The organism is Pseudomonas sp. NPDC089569, from assembly GCF_050280625.1.
In the GTDB taxonomy this organism is placed as follows: Bacteria; Pseudomonadota; Gammaproteobacteria; order Pseudomonadales; family Pseudomonadaceae; genus Aquipseudomonas.
In genome coordinates this window covers 1-16,316 of the sequence record NZ_JBNNVQ010000053.1, presented here as the reverse complement: position 1 = coordinate 16,316, position 16,316 = coordinate 1, and the positions used below count along the sequence as shown (strand labels likewise).

Genomic DNA, 16,316 nt, shown 5'->3' with positions numbered 1-16,316 from the left:
GGTCGGTTGTCCACTGAGTTATCCACAGCTTCTGTGGATTGTCCCGAGCGCTTGCTCTAGCACGGGCGTGCCGGGAATTTTCCAGCTTTACCTGTAAGAAAAAAAGAGTAGAGTGCTGCGCCTTCCGATCTGCCCACAGTGCAATATGAAGTTTCGTACACCATCTTCTTCCCCAACCAAAACACCTGCTGTTGCCCCGCCCAAACGCTTTTCGATGCGTGTAGCCGAGTGGCTGTTGGACAGCCCGCGACTGGGCGAGCATCCAAACGTCAAACACCTCGCTGGCCGTTTGCTCAAGCAACCGGCCCGCGAAGGTGTCGTCGCTGCGCAAAGTCGTCTTGGCCAATTGATGTGCCGCGAATGTGGAAATGCCCGGGATCGCCGGATTGGCCAGGATCTTTTGCGCCAGGCCGCACGGGCAGGGGATTTGCGTGCGCAGCGGGAGCTGGGCCTGCTCGAAGATTGAGTTGTCCAGGACTGGGCTGTCCAAGACCTGAGGCCTTGGTTAACCTTCAGGCTTTGTCTCAAAGGTGGGAATGGCTATGGCTATGGACTTGACCAGCGCATTGCTTGGTCTGGCGGGGGCTGCTCTGCCATTACTGGCATTGGCCTGGCAGCTTCAGCGCAAGACAGGCACGGCGCAGGCCGAGGTGGCGCTGCTGGAGGAACGCCTGGCCACGGCGCATCTGGCGCAGGATGGCCTGAATGCGCAACTCGAAGCCAGTCGCGATGAGGTTGCCGATCTCGGATTGGCCAATGCAGCCCGGCAAGCTGATCTGGCCGCACTGCGTCGTGAAGTCGAGCTGCTGCAAATCGAGCGCGACGATGCTCGCGATGCCGCCCATGCCTGGAGTATCGAGCGCGCCGGCAAGGAAGCCGAATTGCGCCGTCTGGATGCCCAGGCGGCTTCGCTCAACGCCGAGTTGCGTGAGCAGCAGGACAGCCACCAGCAGCGTCTCAATGACCTGCAGGGTTCGCGAGACGAGTTGCGTGCACAGTTCGCCGAACTGGCCGGAAAGATTTTCGACGAGCGCGAGCAACGTTTTGCCGAGACCAGCCAGCAACGCCTGGGGCAACTGCTCGATCCGTTGAAGGAGCGCATCCAGTCTTTTGAAAAGCGCGTTGAGGAAAGCTATCAGGCCGAAGCCCGGGAACGCTTCTCCCTGGCCAAGGAGCTGGAGCGACTGCAGCAGCTCAACTTGCGCCTGAGCGACGAAGCCACCAACCTGACTCGTGCATTGAAAGGGCAGAAAACCCAAGGGAACTGGGGCGAGCTGATTCTGGAGCGAGTGCTTGAGCACGCCGGGCTGGAGAAGGGCCGTGAGTACCAGACCCAGGTCAATCTCAAAGGCCCGGACGGCGAGCGCTTCCAGCCGGACGTGATCATCTACCTGCCCGGTGACAAACAGGTGGTGGTCGACTCCAAGGTCAGCCTCACGGCCTATCAGCAATACGTGGCGGCCGAAGACGAGGGCATCCGCCAGATCGCTATCAAGCAGCACGTGCAATCGTTGCGCAATCATGTCAAGGGCTTGGCCGGTAAGGACTACAAGCGCCTGGATGGCTTGCACAGCCTGGATTTCGTCCTGTTGTTCGTGCCGATCGAAGCGGCTTTTTCCGCCGCCTTGCAGGCCGAGCCGACGCTGTTTCAGGAAGCGTTCGACCGAAACATTGTCGTCGTCAGCCCGACCACCTTGCTGGCGACCCTGCGCGTGATCGACAGCCTGTGGAAGCAGGAGCGGCAAAGCCAGAACGCCCGGGAAATTGCCGAGCGAGCGGGTTGGCTATACGACAAGTTCGTGTTGTTTATTCAGGATCTCGATGAAGTCGGCAATCGCCTGCAGCAACTGGACAAAGCCTACAGTGCAGCGCGAAACAAACTGACGGAGGGCCGCGGAAACCTAGTCAGTCGCAGTGAGCAGCTCAAATTGCTGGGGGCACGGGCCAGCAAAAGCCTGCCGACGGACTTGCTGGAGCGGGCGATGACGGATGTGAACGGCCTGGTCGAGCTGCCGGAATAACGCAATCCCCCCTGTAGGAGCGAGGCTTGCCCGCGAACCAGACGCCGCGGTGCATCTGTCTGACCGCGTTAACGTTCTTCGCCTGTAGGAGCGAGGCTTGCCCGCGAACCGGACGCCGCGGTGTATCTGTCGCACCGCGTCATCGTTGTTCGCCCGTAGGAGCGAGGCTCGCCCGCGAACCGGATGCCGCGGTACATCTGTTGTACCGCGTTATCGTTCTTCGCCTGTAGGAGCGAGGCTTGCCCGCGAACCAGACACCGCGGTACATCTGTTGTACCGCGTTATCGTTCTTCGCCGGCAAGCCTGGCTCCTACAGGCGAACCAGACGCCGCGGTGCATCTGTCTGACCGCATTATCGCTGTTCGCCTGTAGGAGCGAGGCTTGCCCGCGAACCAGACGCCGCAGTGCATCTGTCGCACCGCGTTATCGTTGTTCGCCGGCAAGCCTGGCTCCTACAGAGGCAAATGCCGGCTCAACAGCGCCCGCAGCGCCGCCGGTTTCACGGGCTTGGCCAGGTAATCCAGGCCGGCCGCATGGACCTGGGCCATTGTCTCCGGTCGACCATCGGCGCTGATCACCACGCCGGGGACCGGCTCGCCCAGGCGGGTGCGCAACCAGGCCATCAATTCGGTCCCGGTTTCGCCGTTGTCCAAATGGAAATCCACCAGCGCCAACTGGGGCCGTACACCTTCGCCGAGCAGTGTTGCGCATTCATCGCGGTTGCGTGCGGTCCAGACCTGGCAACCCCAGCGGGTCAACAGGCTGTTCATGCCGATCAGGATGCTGTCTTCATTGTCGATGCACAGCACGTGGGCGCCGCCGAGCATTTTGCCATTGAGTTCAGCCGCTTTCGCCGGCAATGCCGCTTGCGCCCGGGCCAGAGGAACGCTGACGCTGAACACGCTGCCGCGCCCGGGCCATGAACGAACGGACAGGCTATGCCCGAGCACGCGGCACAAGCCGTCGGCAATCGCCAGGCCCAGCCCAAGGCCTTTCTCGGCGCGAGTCTGATGGCTGTCGAGGCGTTTGAACTCTTCGAAAATCACCTGCTGCTTGTCTTCCGGAATACCCGGCCCGCGGTCCCAGACCTCCAGGCACAGCTCACCCCTGCGGCGACGAACCCCCAGCAAAACCGGCCCCTTGGCGTAGCGGAAGGCGTTGGTGAGGAAGTTCTGCAGGATGCGGCGTAGCAATTTGATGTCGCTTTCGATGCGCAACGTACTGCCCCTGACGCGGAACTCCAGGCCTTGCTCCCGGGCCAGTGCCTTGAATTCGGCGCCCAGGGTGTCGAACAGCTCATTGAGCACGAACGGCTTGGTGTCCGGATTGATCTTGCCGTTTTCCAGGCGGGAAATATCCAGCAGATCGCTGATCAGGTCTTCGGCCGAACGCAGTGAGCTGTCCAGGTGTTGCACCAGTTTTTGCGCCTCATCCGACAGGCCGTCGTCCTGATGGCTCAAGGCGGCGGAAAACAGGCGGGCAGCATTTAGCGGTTGCATCAGGTCATGGCTGACGGCAGCCAGGAAGCGGGTTTTCGACTGGTTGGCCGCCTCGGCGTTTCCTTTGGCTTCGGTCAGGGCCACGTTGAGTTGCGACAGTTCATGGGTGCGCTCGGCGACTCGCTGCTCCAGCCCCTCGTTGGCTTCGGTGAGCGCCTGTTCGGCTTCGCGAAACGGGGTGATGTCGGTAAAGCTCATGACGAAGCCGCCACCGGGCATCGGGTTGCCGATCAGCTCGATGACCCGACCATTGGGGAACAGGCGCTCGGAAGTGTGGGCTCGGCCCTGGCGCATCCAGTGCAGGCGGCGGGCGACATGCACTTCGGCTTCACCGGGGCCGCACAGGCCGCGCTCGGCGTTGTGGCGAATGATGTCGGCAATCGGCCGGCCGACGCTGATCAAGCCATCCGGGTAGTTGAACAATTCCAGGTAGCGGCGGTTCCAGGCCACGAGCTTGAGCGACTGGTCGACCACGCTGATGCCCTGGGAGATGTTCTCGATGGCCCCTTGCAGCAATGCACGGTTGAACTGCAGCACCTCCGACGCTTCGTCGGCGATCCGTACCACGTCCTCCAGCTGCATCTCCCGACCTTCAATGGCGGCTTTCACCACCGCGCGCGTCGACGAGGCACCCAGTACGCCGGCCAGCAGGCGCTCGGTATGGGCAATCCACTCACCGTCGGCATTCTGGTTCGGATTGAAGCCCTTGCCCTGCCGGTACGCGAAGCGAATGAAGCTCTGGCGGGCACGCTCCTCGCCAACGAACCGGGCGGCCAGTTGCAGCAAGTCGTCGATCTGCACCGCCAGCATCGATCGGGCGCTGGGGCGCGCACTGATTTCCTGACCAATGAATCGACCGGCCTGCCAGTGTTCCGACACCCGCGTACGGGATAACACCGAGACCCAGGCAAACAGTGTGAAGTTACCGGCAAGCGACAGGACCACACCTTGAGTCAGTGGGGTGATCGGCAGGTTCAGCGGGTTACTGTGCAACCAGGCCAGGCCCGGAAAGCTGCTCAGCGACATGCCCAGGCTGTGGGCTGCGATAGGCAGAATCAAGGTGTAGAACCACAGGAACGTGCCGGTAGCGAGGCCGGCGAACACGCCGCGACGGTTGGCCTGTTTCCAGTAGAGGGCGCCGAGCATGGCGGGTGCCAGTTGCGTCACGGCAGCGAAGGCGATCTGGCCGATGGTCGCCAGGCTCGCGGTGGAACCCAGGAGGCGATAGCTGACGTAGGCCAGCAGCAGAATCACTACGATGGTCACGCGGCGCACCGAGAGCATCCACTGGCGGAACACTTCGAACGGGCGCTCGGCGTTGTTGCGGCGCAGCAGCCAGGGCAACAACATGTCATTGGAGACCATGGTCGAGAGCGCGACACTGGCCACGATCACCATGCCGGTGGCCGCCGAAGCACCGCCGATAAACGCCAGCAGCGCCAGGGCCGGGTGGGCCTGGGCCAGCGGCAGGCTGATCACAAAGGAGTCGGGCAGCACCGACTGCGGCAGCATCATCTGCCCCGCCAGGGCGATCGGCACGACGAACAGTGCAGCCAGGGCGAGGTAGGTTGGAAACACCCACTTGGCCAGGCGCAGATCCTGAGGCTCGATGTTCTCCACGACCGTCACATGGAACTGTCGCGGCAGGCAGATGATCGCCATCATTGCCACGCCTGTCTGCACCACCATCGACGGCCAGTTGATGGTTTCCCTCCAGTATTCTTCCAGGCGGGGTGCAAGCATGGCCTGGTCGAACAGGTCATCAAAACCGTTGTACAACCCGAATGTCACGTAAGCGCCGACCGCCAGGAAAGCGAACAGCTTGACCAGCGATTCGAACGCAATCGCCAGCACCATGCCGCGGTGGTGTTCGGTGGCATCGAGGTTGCGGGTACCAAAGACGATGGTAAACAGCGCCAGGACCAGTGACACCAGCAGTGCCGTGTCCTGTGCACGTACGCCCATGGCGTCGGCTCCCGCGCCGATCAGCAGGTTAACGCCCAGGACGATGCCTTTGAGTTGCAAGGCGATGTAGGGCAACACACCCACCAGGCAGATCAGCGCCACAACCACGGCCAGCGACTGGGATTTGCCATAGCGTGCGGCGATGAAGTCAGCGATAGAGGTGATGTTTTCCTGTTTGCTGATCATCACCATTTTTTGCAGCACCCACGGCGCTCCGACTAACAGCAGTATCGGTCCGAGATAGATCGGCAGGAACGACCAGAGCTGTTCGGCCGCCTGGCCGACGGCACCGAAGAATGTCCAACTGGTGCAGTACACCGCCAGCGACAGGCTGTACACCCAGGCACGCATCCGCGGCGGCAATGGCGCGCTGCGACGGTCGCCGTAAAAGGCGATGGCGAACATGATGGCCATATAGGCCAGGGCGACGGCGGCGATCAGCCCGCTGGACAGCGACATGAGAACTCCAGATAACCAGGGATACCCGGGCCTCCTGCCCGGACAGACAGTCTCGCACGATGGCAGGGGTTAGTCAGTGTCGACCAAGGTCGTGGCGTGGCGGGGTGTCGCAGGTGTGGGGTCAGCGAATCATCGGTGTTTGAGCGGACTTTTTCGCGAGCAGGCTCGCTCCCACAAAGGCATTTCGTAGACAAATCCACTGTGGGAGCGAGCCTGCTCGCGAGGGGGCCTCACTGACTCAGCGCAATATCGATCAACCGATGCAATTCCTCGACTTCCAATGGCGCCTCGGAATACAGAATGCGGAACACGATAGGCGCCGCCACCAGGTTGATCAGCCGATCGATACCCGGATTGGGCTCATCGGGGTAGCGATCCAGAATGATCTGCATTTGCCCGCCAATGATCGTCGCGCAATAGCTTTGCTTCAGGCTTGACTGCACATCCAGCAGCATATTGCGACCTGGGGCGGAGCTCATTTCATCCAGGTATTGTTCCGCCCAGGCCCGGATATCCCCCGACAGACTGCCGGTGTTGGCCGACCCGGTTTCCGGCTGCATGCGGGCGAGGGCGACGTCCGCCAGCAATGCCGATAAATCCCCCCAGCGCCGATAGATGGTCGAGGGCGTGACCCCGGCGCGTGCGGCGATCTGCGGCACGGTCACACTGGAGCGGTCTTGCTCTTCGAGCAGTTCACGCACGGCGGCATGGATCGATTCCTGCACTCGGGCGCTTCGGCCACCGGGACGTAATGATGGTGTGGTCATTTTCTGCATCCTGTATTGCGCCGGAGTCTGTTGCGATGAAACTCCGGTATTGAAAGCCATGTTTCGGACCTTAACACAAAGAATTTGCTTTAAGCACAATCGAGGCGCACACTCCGCAAAAGCAAAAAATTAGCTTTTATGGAGTGTGCCCATGTCCAGTTCTCGTTCAAACCGCGCAAGCCTGTGGTTCCTGGCAATCACCTTGCTCAGTTTTCTGGCGGCGTCCACAGCGCCGACCCCCTTGTATCAGCTGTACCAGGAACAACTGCATTTCTCGGCAGCCGTTCTGACCCTGATCTTCGGTGTGTATGCGCTCAGCTTGCTCGCTGCGCTGCTGACGGTGGGTTCGCTCTCGGATTACCTGGGGCGCAAACCGGTGATTTTCACGGCCGTCGTGCTGAATATTCTGGCGATGCTGCTGTTTATCTATGCCGACAGCGTTGCCTGGTTGATCGGTGCCCGCGTGCTGCAAGGGTTCGCCACAGGCATGGCGACCGCCGTACTGAGCGCAACGCTGCTCGATACTGACCGCCAGCAGGGGCCACTGATCAATAGTGTGGCGCCGTTGCTGGGCATGGCGCTGGGGGCGCTGGGTTGCGGGGTGCTGGCCGAATATGCACCGGCGCCGTTGCACTTGACCTACTGGCTGCTGCTGGTCTTGTTTGTGCTGCAGGCTTTGTATGTCTGGCGTCTGCCGGAAAGTGTCTCGCCGCAGTCCGGCGCGTGGGCATCGTTGCGACCGACTTTGCATGTGCCGGTTCAGGCGCGTGCCACCCTGTGGCGGGTACTGCCGCTCAATACCGCGACCTGGGCCCTCGGCGGTTTCTTCGCCTCCCTGGCGCCGTCGTTGGTGCGCACGGCCACCGGTTCCACTTCGAACCTGATTGGCGGGGCGACCGTCGCCGCGTTGACAGTGACAGGGGCATTGATGATCTACACCCTGCGCAATCGCCCGGCCGCCAGATCGTTGCAGATCGGGGCCAATCTGTTGCCGATGGGTGTCATCCTGATTCTGCTGGGTGTGCACGGTGCCAGTTTGCCGCTGTTCTTCCTCGGTACGCTGATCGCCGGCTGTGGCTTCGGTTCCGGTTTCCTCGGTGCGGTGCGCAGCCTCGTGCCGCTGGCCTTGCCCCATGAGCGGGCCGGGTTGATGTCGGCTTACTACGCGCTCAGTTACCTGGCGTTCTGCTTGCCTTCGCTGGTCGCCGGAAGCGTGACCCACACATACGGTCTGGTCAGCACAACGGATGGTTACGCTGCGGCGTTGGTCGTCCTTTCGCTCAGTGCCTTGTTCGTGTTGTTGCGCCAGCGCAATAAAGAGGCTTGCTGTGTTTCGGGTCAGTCATAAAGGAAGCGGCGCCCTCGAAGGCGCCGCTTTTTCGTCAGGCTCAATCAGATTTGTGCAAAACCGCCATCTACAAACAATTCGATTCCATTGATAAAGCTGCTGTTGTCGGAGGCAAGAAACACCGCTGCCTGGCCGATTTCAGTTGGCGTACCGAGGCGCCCCATCGGCACTTGGCTCGCCAGATGATCGAGCAACCCCTGCTGATGTTCCGCTGGAACAAGGTCCGTCAGGCCGGGTGTGTGAATCGGGCCGGGGCTGATGACATTGACGCGAATCCTGCGCGCCTTCAGGTCAAGCAACCACGAGCGGGCAAAGTTACGCACGGCCGCTTTGCTGGCGCTGTATACGCTGAAATTTTCCGTGCCCTTGATGGCGGTGGTCGAGGCGGTAAGGATGACGGAACCGCCGTCCTTGAGCAGCGGCAAGGACTTCTGCACGGTGAACAGCGCGCCTTTGACGTTGACGCTGAAAATCCGGTCGAAGTGTTCTTCGGTAATTGCGCCAAGCGGCAGCATGTCGCCGCCACCGGCGTTGGCGAACACGATGTCCAGATGGCCGGCCTTGGCTTTGATCGTGTCGAAAATCCGGTCCAGATCCTTCAGGTTCGACACATCGCCCTGTATGCCTGTGACGTTGTGGCCGATGCTGTCGACCGCGGCATCCAGTTCGGCCTGACGGCGGCCGGTGATAAACACGATGGCGCCCTGATCAACGAAGGCTTGGGCAGAGGCCAGGCCGATGCCTGTGGTGCCGCCGGTAATCAGTGCGACTTTGCCTTTAAGAGTGCTGTTCATGAGAAGAATCTCCGGTGAGTAGTGTGGGACATTGCTAGCGTGGTTGTGCGCTGTTGATGCCACTCTATGCCGATGGATTCGGTAGAAAAATCGCCTCAATAGGTTTTGTTTGTGCATGGTTGTGGATAATACTCGGGGCACGTCCCTCTAAGGTTGTGCACCATGAATCAACTGCTGGCCATGCGTGTCTTTGCCCGTGTCGTGCAGGCGCAGTCTTTTACAAAGGCCGCCGACTCCCTGAACTTGCCGAAAACTTCCGTCAGTAAACTGGTGGCCGAACTGGAGGAGCATCTCGGTGTGCGTTTGCTGCAACGCACCACCCGCCGACTGACAGTCACGGCAGACGGCATGGCCTACTACGAACGCGCGTTGCAACTGATGGTCGAGTTGGATGATCTGGATAACAGTTTCGCCAGTGCGCAGGGGCATCCACGGGGACGTGTCAGTGTCGATGTCGGCGGCTCGGTGGCCAGTATGCTGATCATTCCAGCCCTTGCGGATTTCTATGCGCGCTACCCGGATATCCAGATCGACCTGGGGGTCAGCGATCGGTCGGTGGACCTGATCAAAGAGAATGTGGATTGCGTCGTACGCGGTGGCCCATTGACCGAGTTGTCCCTGGCGGCACGTCCGTTGGGGCTGTCGTCCTGGACCACATGCGCAACTCCGGATTATCTGGCGCGTTTCGGTCAACCGAATGACCCTCGGGACCTGGAAAAACATCACCGCATGGTCAGCTACCACTCGGCGCACACAGGGCGGGTGATGCCTGCTCGTTTTGAGCGCAATGGCGAGAAAATCGAGCTTGGCGGGCGCGGCATCATGAGTGTCAACGAGAGCAATGCGCACCTAGCAGCGGGGCTTGCAGGCGTCGGAGTGATCCACACATTCACCTACACCGTCAGGCCCTATATAGAGCGTGGGGAGTTGGTGCCGATTCTTCAGGATTGGCAACCGCCGCGTTACCCATTCCACGTGCTGTATCCACCCAACCGGCATTTGAGTAATCGGGTCCGCGTTTTTGTCGATTGGCTGGTGGAGTTGTTTGCCACGATGCGTTGAAGGTATATATCTTTAAAATCGATAACATATAGAGAAATTACCCGTTATATCGATATTCTATTCGGATCTATGATGGGCTCCACCTCACCAGAGGACAGGAGTTCGCCATGACATGCCCTAACACTGCCAATCCCGGCATCAAGCCTTTCAGCCACTTGCAGCACCCGCGCGAAGTGATCCGCCAGTTCACCCCCAACTGGTTCGCGGCCACCATGGGCACGGGTGTACTGGCGCTGGCGCTGGCGCAATTGCCCGTCGCCAGCCCGGCCTTGCATGCCTTTGCCGAAGGCCTGTGGCTATTCAACATCGTTCTCTTTCTGTTGTTCACAGCCTTGTATGCGGCGCGCTGGTTGCTGTTTTTCGACGAGGCACGACGGATTTTCGGCCACTCCACGGTCTCGATGTTCTTCGGCACCATTCCTATGGGCCTGGCGACCATCATCAACGGCTTTCTGGTGTTTGGTTTGCCGCGCTGGGGTGACGGAGTGATCGCGTTGGCCGAAACGCTGTGGTGGCTGGATGTGGCGATGTCCCTGGCGTGCGGGGTGCTGATTCCCTACATGATGTTCACCCGCCAGGAACACAGCATCGATCAGATGACGGCGGTGTGGTTGTTGCCGGTGGTGGCGGCGGAAGTGGCAGCGGCCAGCGGTGGTTTGCTGGCTCCGCACCTGGCCGATGCCCATTCGCAACTGGTGATGCTGGTGACCAGCTATGTACTGTGGGCATTTTCCCTGCCGGTGGCGTTCAGCATCCTGACCATACTGCTGCTGCGCATGGCGCTGCATAAATTGCCCCATGAAAACATGGCCGCTTCCAGCTGGCTGGCCCTGGGGCCGATCGGGACCGGCGCACTGGGCATGTTGTTGCTGGGGGCGGATGCTCCGGCGATCTTTACTGCCAACGGCTTTGCGGGGATGGGTGAAATCGCCTCTGGCCTGGGGCTGGTCGCCGGCATCACTTTGTGGGGTTTTGGCTTGTGGTGGATGCTCATGGCGGTGCTGATCACCTTGCGCTATCTGCGTGCGGGTATTCCTTTCAATCTCGGCTGGTGGGGTTTCACGTTCCCGTTGGGCGTCTATTCTCTGGCAACGTTGAAACTGGCCAGTACCCTGAACCTGACGTTCTTCAGTGTTTTCGGCTGTGTGCTGGTGAGTTTGCTGGCGGTGATGTGGCTGATTGTCGCCAAGCGCACCTTGCAAGGCGCGTGGCGGGGTGAGCTGTTTGTCTCGCCCTGCATTGCAGGCTTGAAGAAATGACGGGCAAAGTTTAGGTAATGTGTGGCCCGGATCGTTGTTCGACACTCCAATGACAATACCCAGGCCACTCCTTATCTAAAAACCAGGGACACACGGAAGATGAGTCATCCCTCACAGTTCACCTTGCTGCGCACCCGGCGATTCCTGCCATTCTTCGTGACCCAGTCCCTCGGGGCGTTCAACGACAACATCTTCAAGCAGTCATTGATCCTCGCCATTTTGTACAAGCTCGCGATCGAGGGTGACCGTTCGATCTGGGTCAACCTGTGTGCGCTGCTGTTCATCCTGCCGTTCTTTCTGTTCTCGGCGCTGGCCGGGCAATTCGGCGAAAAGTTCGCCAAGGACGCGCTGATCCGCCTGATCAAGCTCGGGGAAATCGCCATCATGGCGGTCGGCGCGGTCGGCTTCATGTTCGATCACTTGTCATTGATGCTGGTGGCGCTGTTCGCCATGGGCACGCACTCAGCACTGTTCGGGCCGGTGAAATACTCGATCCTGCCCCAGGCCCTGCGCGAGGATGAGCTGGTCGGCGGCAACGGCCTGGTGGAAATGGGCACGTTCCTGGCGATTCTGGCCGGCACCATCGGTGCGGGCATCATGATGTCGACCACGCATTACGCGCCGGTCGTTTCCACCGCCATCATTGGCATCGCGGTGCTCGGCTATCTGGCCAGCCGCGGTATTCCGCGAGCCGCGGCAGCCTCGCCGAAAATGCGCCTGAACTGGAACATTTTCAGTCAGTCCTGGGCCACGCTGAAACTGGGCCTTGGGCAAACGCCGGCGGTATCGCGTTCGATTGTCGGCAACTCGTGGTTCTGGTTCGTCGGGGCGATTTATCTGACGCAGATCCCGGCGTATGCCAAGGAATGGATGCATGGCGACGAAACGGTGGTGACGCTGATCCTGACGGTGTTCTCGGTCGGTATCGCCGCAGGTTCGATGCTGTGTGAACGGCTCTCCGGGCGCAAAGTCGAAATCGGCCTGGTGCCGTTCGGCTCGTTCGGCCTGACCGTGTTCGGGCTGTTGTTGTGGTGGCATTCCGGCGGGATTCCGGACAGCGCTGCGGGCCATGGCTGGATCGGCATTCTCGGTTTCGGCCACACCTGGCTGGTGTTGATCGACATCCTCGGCCTGGGGGTGTTCGGTGGCTTTTACATCGTGCCGCTGTACGCGCTGATCCAGTCGCGCACCGCCGAAAACGAGCGGGCGCGGGTCATTGCCGCCAACAACATTCTCAATGCGTTGTTCATGGTGGTCTCGGCCATTGTCTCGATCATCCTGTTGAGCATCGCCAAGCTGTCGATCCCGCAGCTCTTTCTGGTGGTGTCATTGCTGAACATCGGCGTCAACGCCTACATCTTCAAGATCGTCCCCGAGTTCACCATGCGTTTCATGATCTGGCTGCTCAGCCATTCCATGTACCGTGTGGAGCATCGCAACCTCGACCTGATTCCCGATGAAGGCGCGGCGTTGCTGGTGTGCAACCATGTTTCCTTCGTCGATGCCTTGTTGATTGGTGGTGCGGTGCGTCGGCCGATTCGCTTCGTGATGTACTACAAGATCTACAACCTGCCGGTACTGAACTTTATCTTTCGCACTGCCGGGACGATTCCGATTGCAGGACGTCAGGAAGACATCCAGATCTACGAAAAGGCTTTCACGCGTATTGCCCGTTATCTGAAGGATGGCGAGTTGGTGTGCATCTTTCCTGAAGGAAAACTGACGGCCAATGGCGAGATCGACGAGTTCAAGGGCGGGTTGACGCGGATTCTCGAAGAAACGCCGGTGCCGGTGATTCCGCTGGCCTTGCAGGGGTTGTGGGGCAGTTTCTTCAGCCGCGATCCCGGCAAGGGGCTGTTTCGCCGGTTGTGGTCGCGGGTGACGTTGGTGGCAGGGCCTGCGGTGGCGGTCGAGGCGGCGCAGCCTGCGAAGTTGCAACGGTTGGTAGGGGATCTGCGCGGGACAGTCAGGTAACGGTTGCCGGTTGTGGCCTCATCGCGAGCAGGCTCGCTCCCACAGAGGGGGTTGCGTCGTCTATCAATCCCATGTGGGAGCGAGCCTGCTCGCGATGGCGCCAGTGGCTTAAGCGCTGACCTTGAGGCCAATCAATCCGCTGACGATCAACGCCACACTGGCCAGTCGCACCAAGGCCATGGACTCACCAAACAGAATAATGCCGGCGATGACCGTGCCGACCGCCCCGACACCGGTCCAGATCGCATAGGCCGTGCCCAGTGGCAACTCCTTCATGGCCAGGCCCAGCAGACCAAGGCTGATGGCCATGGCCGCAACGGTCAGGGCAGTGGGGAGTGGTCGGCTGAAACCGTCGGTGTACTTCAGGCCTACGGCCCAGCCGACTTCGAACAGTCCGGCGAAAAACAGAATGATCCAGGACATTGCAGACCTCCATCGTTTGACGGGGTCGTCCCCAGAATAATGACTCGATCGAGCCGCAGGGTCGTCCCCGCGTTGCGCGATATGGTGCCCAGCATTAATCCGGGGAGCAAGTGTTCAGCTCAGTCGGTGGCCTGCAGAGCCGAATTGTTGCGGTCCTGCTTGTCGCTCATGCGTCGGAAATAGGTCGACAGTAACGCCCCGGAAATGTTGTGCCAGACGCTGAACAACGCGCTCGGTACCGCCGCCAATGGCGAAAAGTGCGCACTGGCCAAAGCGGCTCCCAGCCCGGAGTTTTGCATGCCGACTTCCAGCGCCAGGGATTTGCGTTGGGCCAACGGCAGTCTGAACAGGCGGCCGGTGAAGTAGCCCAGCAGAAAGCCGAAGCTGTTGTGCAGCATGACGACCGCCATGATCAGCAGGCCGGATTCGGCAATCTTCGCCTGGCTGGCGGCAACCACGGCCGCGACGATGATGACGATGCTCACCACCGACACCAGCGGCAACACATCGACCGCGTGACGAACCCGTGCGCCGAGCAAGCGTTGCGCGACCACACCAAGGACGATCGGCAGCAACACCACTTGCAGGATCGACCAGAACAGCTCCATGAACGAGACCGGCAGCCACGCCGATGCCAGCAACCAGATCAGCGCAGGCGTCAGCAGCGGGGCGAGGAGGGTGGTGACGGCGGCAATGGCCACCGACAAGGCCAGATCTCCGCGGGCCAGCCAGGTCATCACATTGGAGGAGGTGCCACTCGGGCAGCAGCCGACCAGAATCACCCCCACGGCAATCTCCGGCGGCAATTGGAAGGCCTGGCAGAGCAACCAGGCCACGCCGGGCATGATCACGAAATGCGCGACCACGCCCAGGGCCACGCGCCAGGGATGGCGGGCGACTTCGGCAAAATCGTCGAGTTTGAGCGTCAGGCCCATGCCGAACATCACCACACCCAGCAAAGGCACAATGGCGCTTTTGAGGCCGATGAACCAAACCGGTTGCAGGAACGCCAGGACGGCGAAAATCAGAACCCAGTAAGCGAAGGTGTTGCCGACAAAACGGCTCAGTGCTGCCAATGCACGCATGGCTTGATCCTTGTTATTAGACACGCAACATAAAACTGTGGGAGCGAGCCTGCTCGCGATGACGGTTTTACATTCAACGTTGATGTTGAATTTTATGGCCTCATCGCGAGCAGGCTCGCTCCCACAGGGGAGGGGCATCGACTGATTTAGATACCCTGCGGTATCTCCTCGCCACCCAGCGCCTCAACCAGCGCCGGCAGGAAATCACCGAAAGTCAGCATCATCAGGGTGAAGCTGGCGTCCAGTTGGCCGAGGGCTTCGTCGCCACCATCCTGTTCGGCCTGGTCTTGCAGCAGGTCTTCGAACTTCAGGCGCTTGACCACCATTTTGTCGTCGAGCACGAAAGACAGTTTGTCCTGCCAGGCCAGCGACAGTTGAGTGACCACTTTGCCGGTGCTCAAGTGCAGCTGGATTTCTTCGCTGGTCAGGTCCTGGCGCTTGCAACGTACGATGCCACCCTCTTCGTGGGTGTCGCGCAGTTCACATTCGTCCAGCACGAAAAAGTCGGCGGCGGCTTGCTGGGTGGTGACCCATTCGGTCATGGTCGCGGTCGGAGACATCTTCACCGTCAGCGGACGCACCGGCAGGGTGCCGATCACTTCGCGCAAGGTGGACAGCAGGTCTTCCGCGCGTTTCGGGCTGGCCGAGTTGACCAGAATCAGGCCCTGTTTCGGCGCGATGGCGGCGAAGGTCGACGAGCGGCGGATAAAGGCACGAGGCAGGAAAGCCTGGATGATTTCATCCTTGATCTGGTCGCGTTCCTTTTTATAGACCTTGCGCATTTGTTGCGCTTCGATCTCTTCAACCTTCTCCTTTACCGCGTCACGCACCACGCTACCGGGCAGGATACGTTCTTCCTTGCGCGCGCTGATCAGCAGGAAGTCACCGCTGACATGCACCAATGGCGCATCTTCGCCCTTGCCGAACGGGGCGACGAAACCGTAGGTGGTCAACTCCTGGCTTGCACATGGGCGCGCCAGTTTGGTGGCCAGTGCAGTTTCCAACGCCTCGGCATCAACAGGCAGATCTTGGGTCAGGCGATAGATAAGCAGGTTTTTGAACCACATGGGGTGAGTCTCTCCTTATTTACAAAGTGGGGCATTATTGTCTTCGCGATGCCATAGGCCAACCCTTCTCTAAGCCTTTGGAAGGCATGAAAAAATTAATTGAAAAAGTGCTTGCCAGAGGTAGGGTCGCTCCGTAGAATGCGCGCCACACCGAACGTGAAGGGTGATTAGCTCAGCTGGGAGAGCGTCTGCCTTACAAGCAGAATGTCGGCGGTTCGATCCCGTCATCACCCACCATTCGCATTCAGTGTTACGCGCAGCGGTAGTTCAGTCGGTTAGAATACCGGCCTGTCACGCCGGGGGTCGCGGGTTCGAGTCCCGTCCGCTGCGCCATATTCGGTTACCTGGAATACTGAACGCCAGGTCACCACGGAAAAGCCCGCTGATGCGGGTTTTTTTCTGCCTGAAGTTTGTACGTTGTACCTGCGGGATGTGTCGTTTCACCGGTTTTCAGATTTTCTTGAAAAAAACTTCAATTAAATCAACACATTACGAAAACTTGTGGCATAATGCGCCCCGTAACGAAGCGAAGGGTGATTAGCTCAGCTGGGAGAGCGTCTGCCTGGCGGGCAGAATGTCGGGGGTGCGATGGC

The 16,316-nt window shown here is 60.1% G+C and carries 12 protein-coding genes and 2 tRNA genes; 8 read left to right on the top strand and 6 right to left on the bottom strand.

The annotated features are described in order from the left end of the window. Positions 1 to 145: 145 nt before the first annotated feature. Both ACQKP2_RS19710 and rmuC read left to right on the top strand, forming a co-directional pair. The gene (locus ACQKP2_RS19710) at positions 146 to 466 is read left to right on the top strand and encodes a sel1 repeat family protein (protein ID WP_427578776.1); all 321 of its coding nucleotides are present in this window, start codon (positions 146 to 148) and stop codon (positions 464 to 466) included. A 190-nt stretch (positions 467 to 656) separates the two neighbouring features. Next, positions 657 to 2,021, top strand: a complete 1,365-nt coding sequence (rmuC, locus tag ACQKP2_RS19705; protein WP_427578811.1) for a DNA recombination protein RmuC — start codon at positions 657 to 659, stop codon at positions 2,019 to 2,021. A gap of 452 nt (positions 2,022 to 2,473) precedes the next feature. Here the strand turns inward: rmuC and ACQKP2_RS19700 are convergent, their stop codons facing one another. Beyond that, positions 2,474 to 5,944, bottom strand: coding sequence for a PAS domain-containing hybrid sensor histidine kinase/response regulator (locus tag ACQKP2_RS19700; protein WP_427578774.1), 3,471 nt, complete (start codon positions 5,942 to 5,944; stop codon positions 2,474 to 2,476). A gap of 230 nt (positions 5,945 to 6,174) precedes the next feature. Next, positions 6,175 to 6,711, bottom strand: a complete 537-nt coding sequence (locus tag ACQKP2_RS19695; protein WP_427578772.1) for a TetR/AcrR family transcriptional regulator — start codon at positions 6,709 to 6,711, stop codon at positions 6,175 to 6,177. A gap of 151 nt (positions 6,712 to 6,862) precedes the next feature. Between ACQKP2_RS19695 and ACQKP2_RS19690 the strand changes: the two genes are divergently transcribed. Beyond that, the gene (locus ACQKP2_RS19690) at positions 6,863 to 8,059 is read left to right on the top strand and encodes an MFS transporter (RefSeq protein WP_427578770.1); all 1,197 of its coding nucleotides are present in this window, start codon (positions 6,863 to 6,865) and stop codon (positions 8,057 to 8,059) included. A 44-nt stretch (positions 8,060 to 8,103) separates the two neighbouring features. On the opposite strand, the gene ACQKP2_RS19685 is transcribed toward ACQKP2_RS19690, so the two are convergent. Further along, on the bottom strand, positions 8,104 to 8,853 hold the full coding sequence (locus ACQKP2_RS19685) for an SDR family NAD(P)-dependent oxidoreductase (protein WP_427578768.1): 750 nt from the start codon (positions 8,851 to 8,853) through the stop codon (positions 8,104 to 8,106). A gap of 162 nt (positions 8,854 to 9,015) precedes the next feature. Here ACQKP2_RS19685 and ACQKP2_RS19680 point away from each other — a divergent pair, with 162 nt between their 5' ends. The 3 genes from ACQKP2_RS19680 (at position 9,016) to ACQKP2_RS19670 (ending at position 13,148) form a co-directional block, all read left to right on the top strand. Continuing rightward, positions 9,016 to 9,915 carry a LysR family transcriptional regulator gene (locus ACQKP2_RS19680; protein ID WP_427578766.1) on the top strand — a complete coding sequence of 300 codons (900 nt, stop codon included), beginning with the start codon at positions 9,016 to 9,018 and terminating at the stop codon, positions 9,913 to 9,915. 107 nt (positions 9,916 to 10,022) lie between these two features. Beyond that, complete coding sequence (locus ACQKP2_RS19675) at positions 10,023 to 11,174, top strand: TDT family transporter (protein WP_427578765.1); 1,152 nt, start codon at positions 10,023 to 10,025, stop codon at positions 11,172 to 11,174. 99 nt (positions 11,175 to 11,273) lie between these two features. Continuing rightward, positions 11,274 to 13,148, top strand: coding sequence for an MFS transporter (locus ACQKP2_RS19670; protein ID WP_427578764.1), 1,875 nt, complete (start codon positions 11,274 to 11,276; stop codon positions 13,146 to 13,148). A 108-nt stretch (positions 13,149 to 13,256) separates the two neighbouring features. Here the strand turns inward: ACQKP2_RS19670 and sugE are convergent, their stop codons facing one another. From sugE to rdgC, 3 genes are all read right to left on the bottom strand, one after another. After that, a complete protein-coding gene (gene sugE / locus ACQKP2_RS19665) occupies positions 13,257 to 13,571 on the bottom strand; it encodes a quaternary ammonium compound efflux SMR transporter SugE (protein WP_427578763.1) in 315 nt (104 codons plus the stop codon). Between the two features lie 119 nt (positions 13,572 to 13,690). Beyond that, positions 13,691 to 14,656 carry a bile acid:sodium symporter family protein gene (locus tag ACQKP2_RS19660; RefSeq protein ID WP_427578761.1) on the bottom strand — a complete coding sequence of 322 codons (966 nt, stop codon included), beginning with the start codon at positions 14,654 to 14,656 and terminating at the stop codon, positions 13,691 to 13,693. 146 nt (positions 14,657 to 14,802) lie between these two features. Then, entirely contained in the window at positions 14,803 to 15,723 is a 921-nt protein-coding gene (gene rdgC, locus ACQKP2_RS19655) for a recombination-associated protein RdgC (protein ID WP_427578759.1), read from the bottom strand. A 161-nt stretch (positions 15,724 to 15,884) separates the two neighbouring features. Here rdgC and ACQKP2_RS19650 point away from each other — a divergent pair. Both ACQKP2_RS19650 and ACQKP2_RS19645 read left to right on the top strand, forming a co-directional pair. Further along, positions 15,885 to 15,960: transfer RNA gene (locus ACQKP2_RS19650), tRNA-Val, on the top strand. Positions 15,961 to 15,979: 19 nt separating this feature from the next. Next, positions 15,980 to 16,056: transfer RNA gene (locus ACQKP2_RS19645), tRNA-Asp, on the top strand. Positions 16,057 to 16,316 lie beyond the last annotated feature (260 nt).

Excerpts from the sequence above, each read along its gene's own strand:
- ACQKP2_RS19690 (WP_427578770.1), top strand. The coding sequence starts at position 6,863 with ATGTCCAGTTCTCGTTCAAACCGCGCAAGCCTGTGGTTCCTGGCAATC.
- ACQKP2_RS19660 (WP_427578761.1), bottom strand. The coding sequence starts at position 14,656 with ATGCGTGCATTGGCAGCACTGAGCCGTTTTGTCGGCAACACCTTCGCT.
- ACQKP2_RS19675 (WP_427578765.1), top strand. The coding sequence starts at position 10,023 with ATGACATGCCCTAACACTGCCAATCCCGGCATCAAGCCTTTCAGCCAC.
- ACQKP2_RS19695 (WP_427578772.1), bottom strand. The coding sequence starts at position 6,711 with ATGACCACACCATCATTACGTCCCGGTGGCCGAAGCGCCCGAGTGCAG.
- ACQKP2_RS19670 (WP_427578764.1), top strand. The coding sequence starts at position 11,274 with ATGAGTCATCCCTCACAGTTCACCTTGCTGCGCACCCGGCGATTCCTG.
- ACQKP2_RS19710 (WP_427578776.1), top strand. The coding sequence starts at position 146 with ATGAAGTTTCGTACACCATCTTCTTCCCCAACCAAAACACCTGCTGTT.
- sugE (WP_427578763.1), bottom strand. The coding sequence starts at position 13,571 with ATGTCCTGGATCATTCTGTTTTTCGCCGGACTGTTCGAAGTCGGCTGG.
- ACQKP2_RS19685 (WP_427578768.1), bottom strand. The coding sequence starts at position 8,853 with ATGAACAGCACTCTTAAAGGCAAAGTCGCACTGATTACCGGCGGCACC.
- rdgC (WP_427578759.1), bottom strand. The coding sequence starts at position 15,723 with ATGTGGTTCAAAAACCTGCTTATCTATCGCCTGACCCAAGATCTGCCT.
- ACQKP2_RS19680 (WP_427578766.1), top strand. The coding sequence starts at position 9,016 with ATGAATCAACTGCTGGCCATGCGTGTCTTTGCCCGTGTCGTGCAGGCG.
- ACQKP2_RS19700 (WP_427578774.1), bottom strand. The coding sequence starts at position 5,944 with ATGTCGCTGTCCAGCGGGCTGATCGCCGCCGTCGCCCTGGCCTATATG.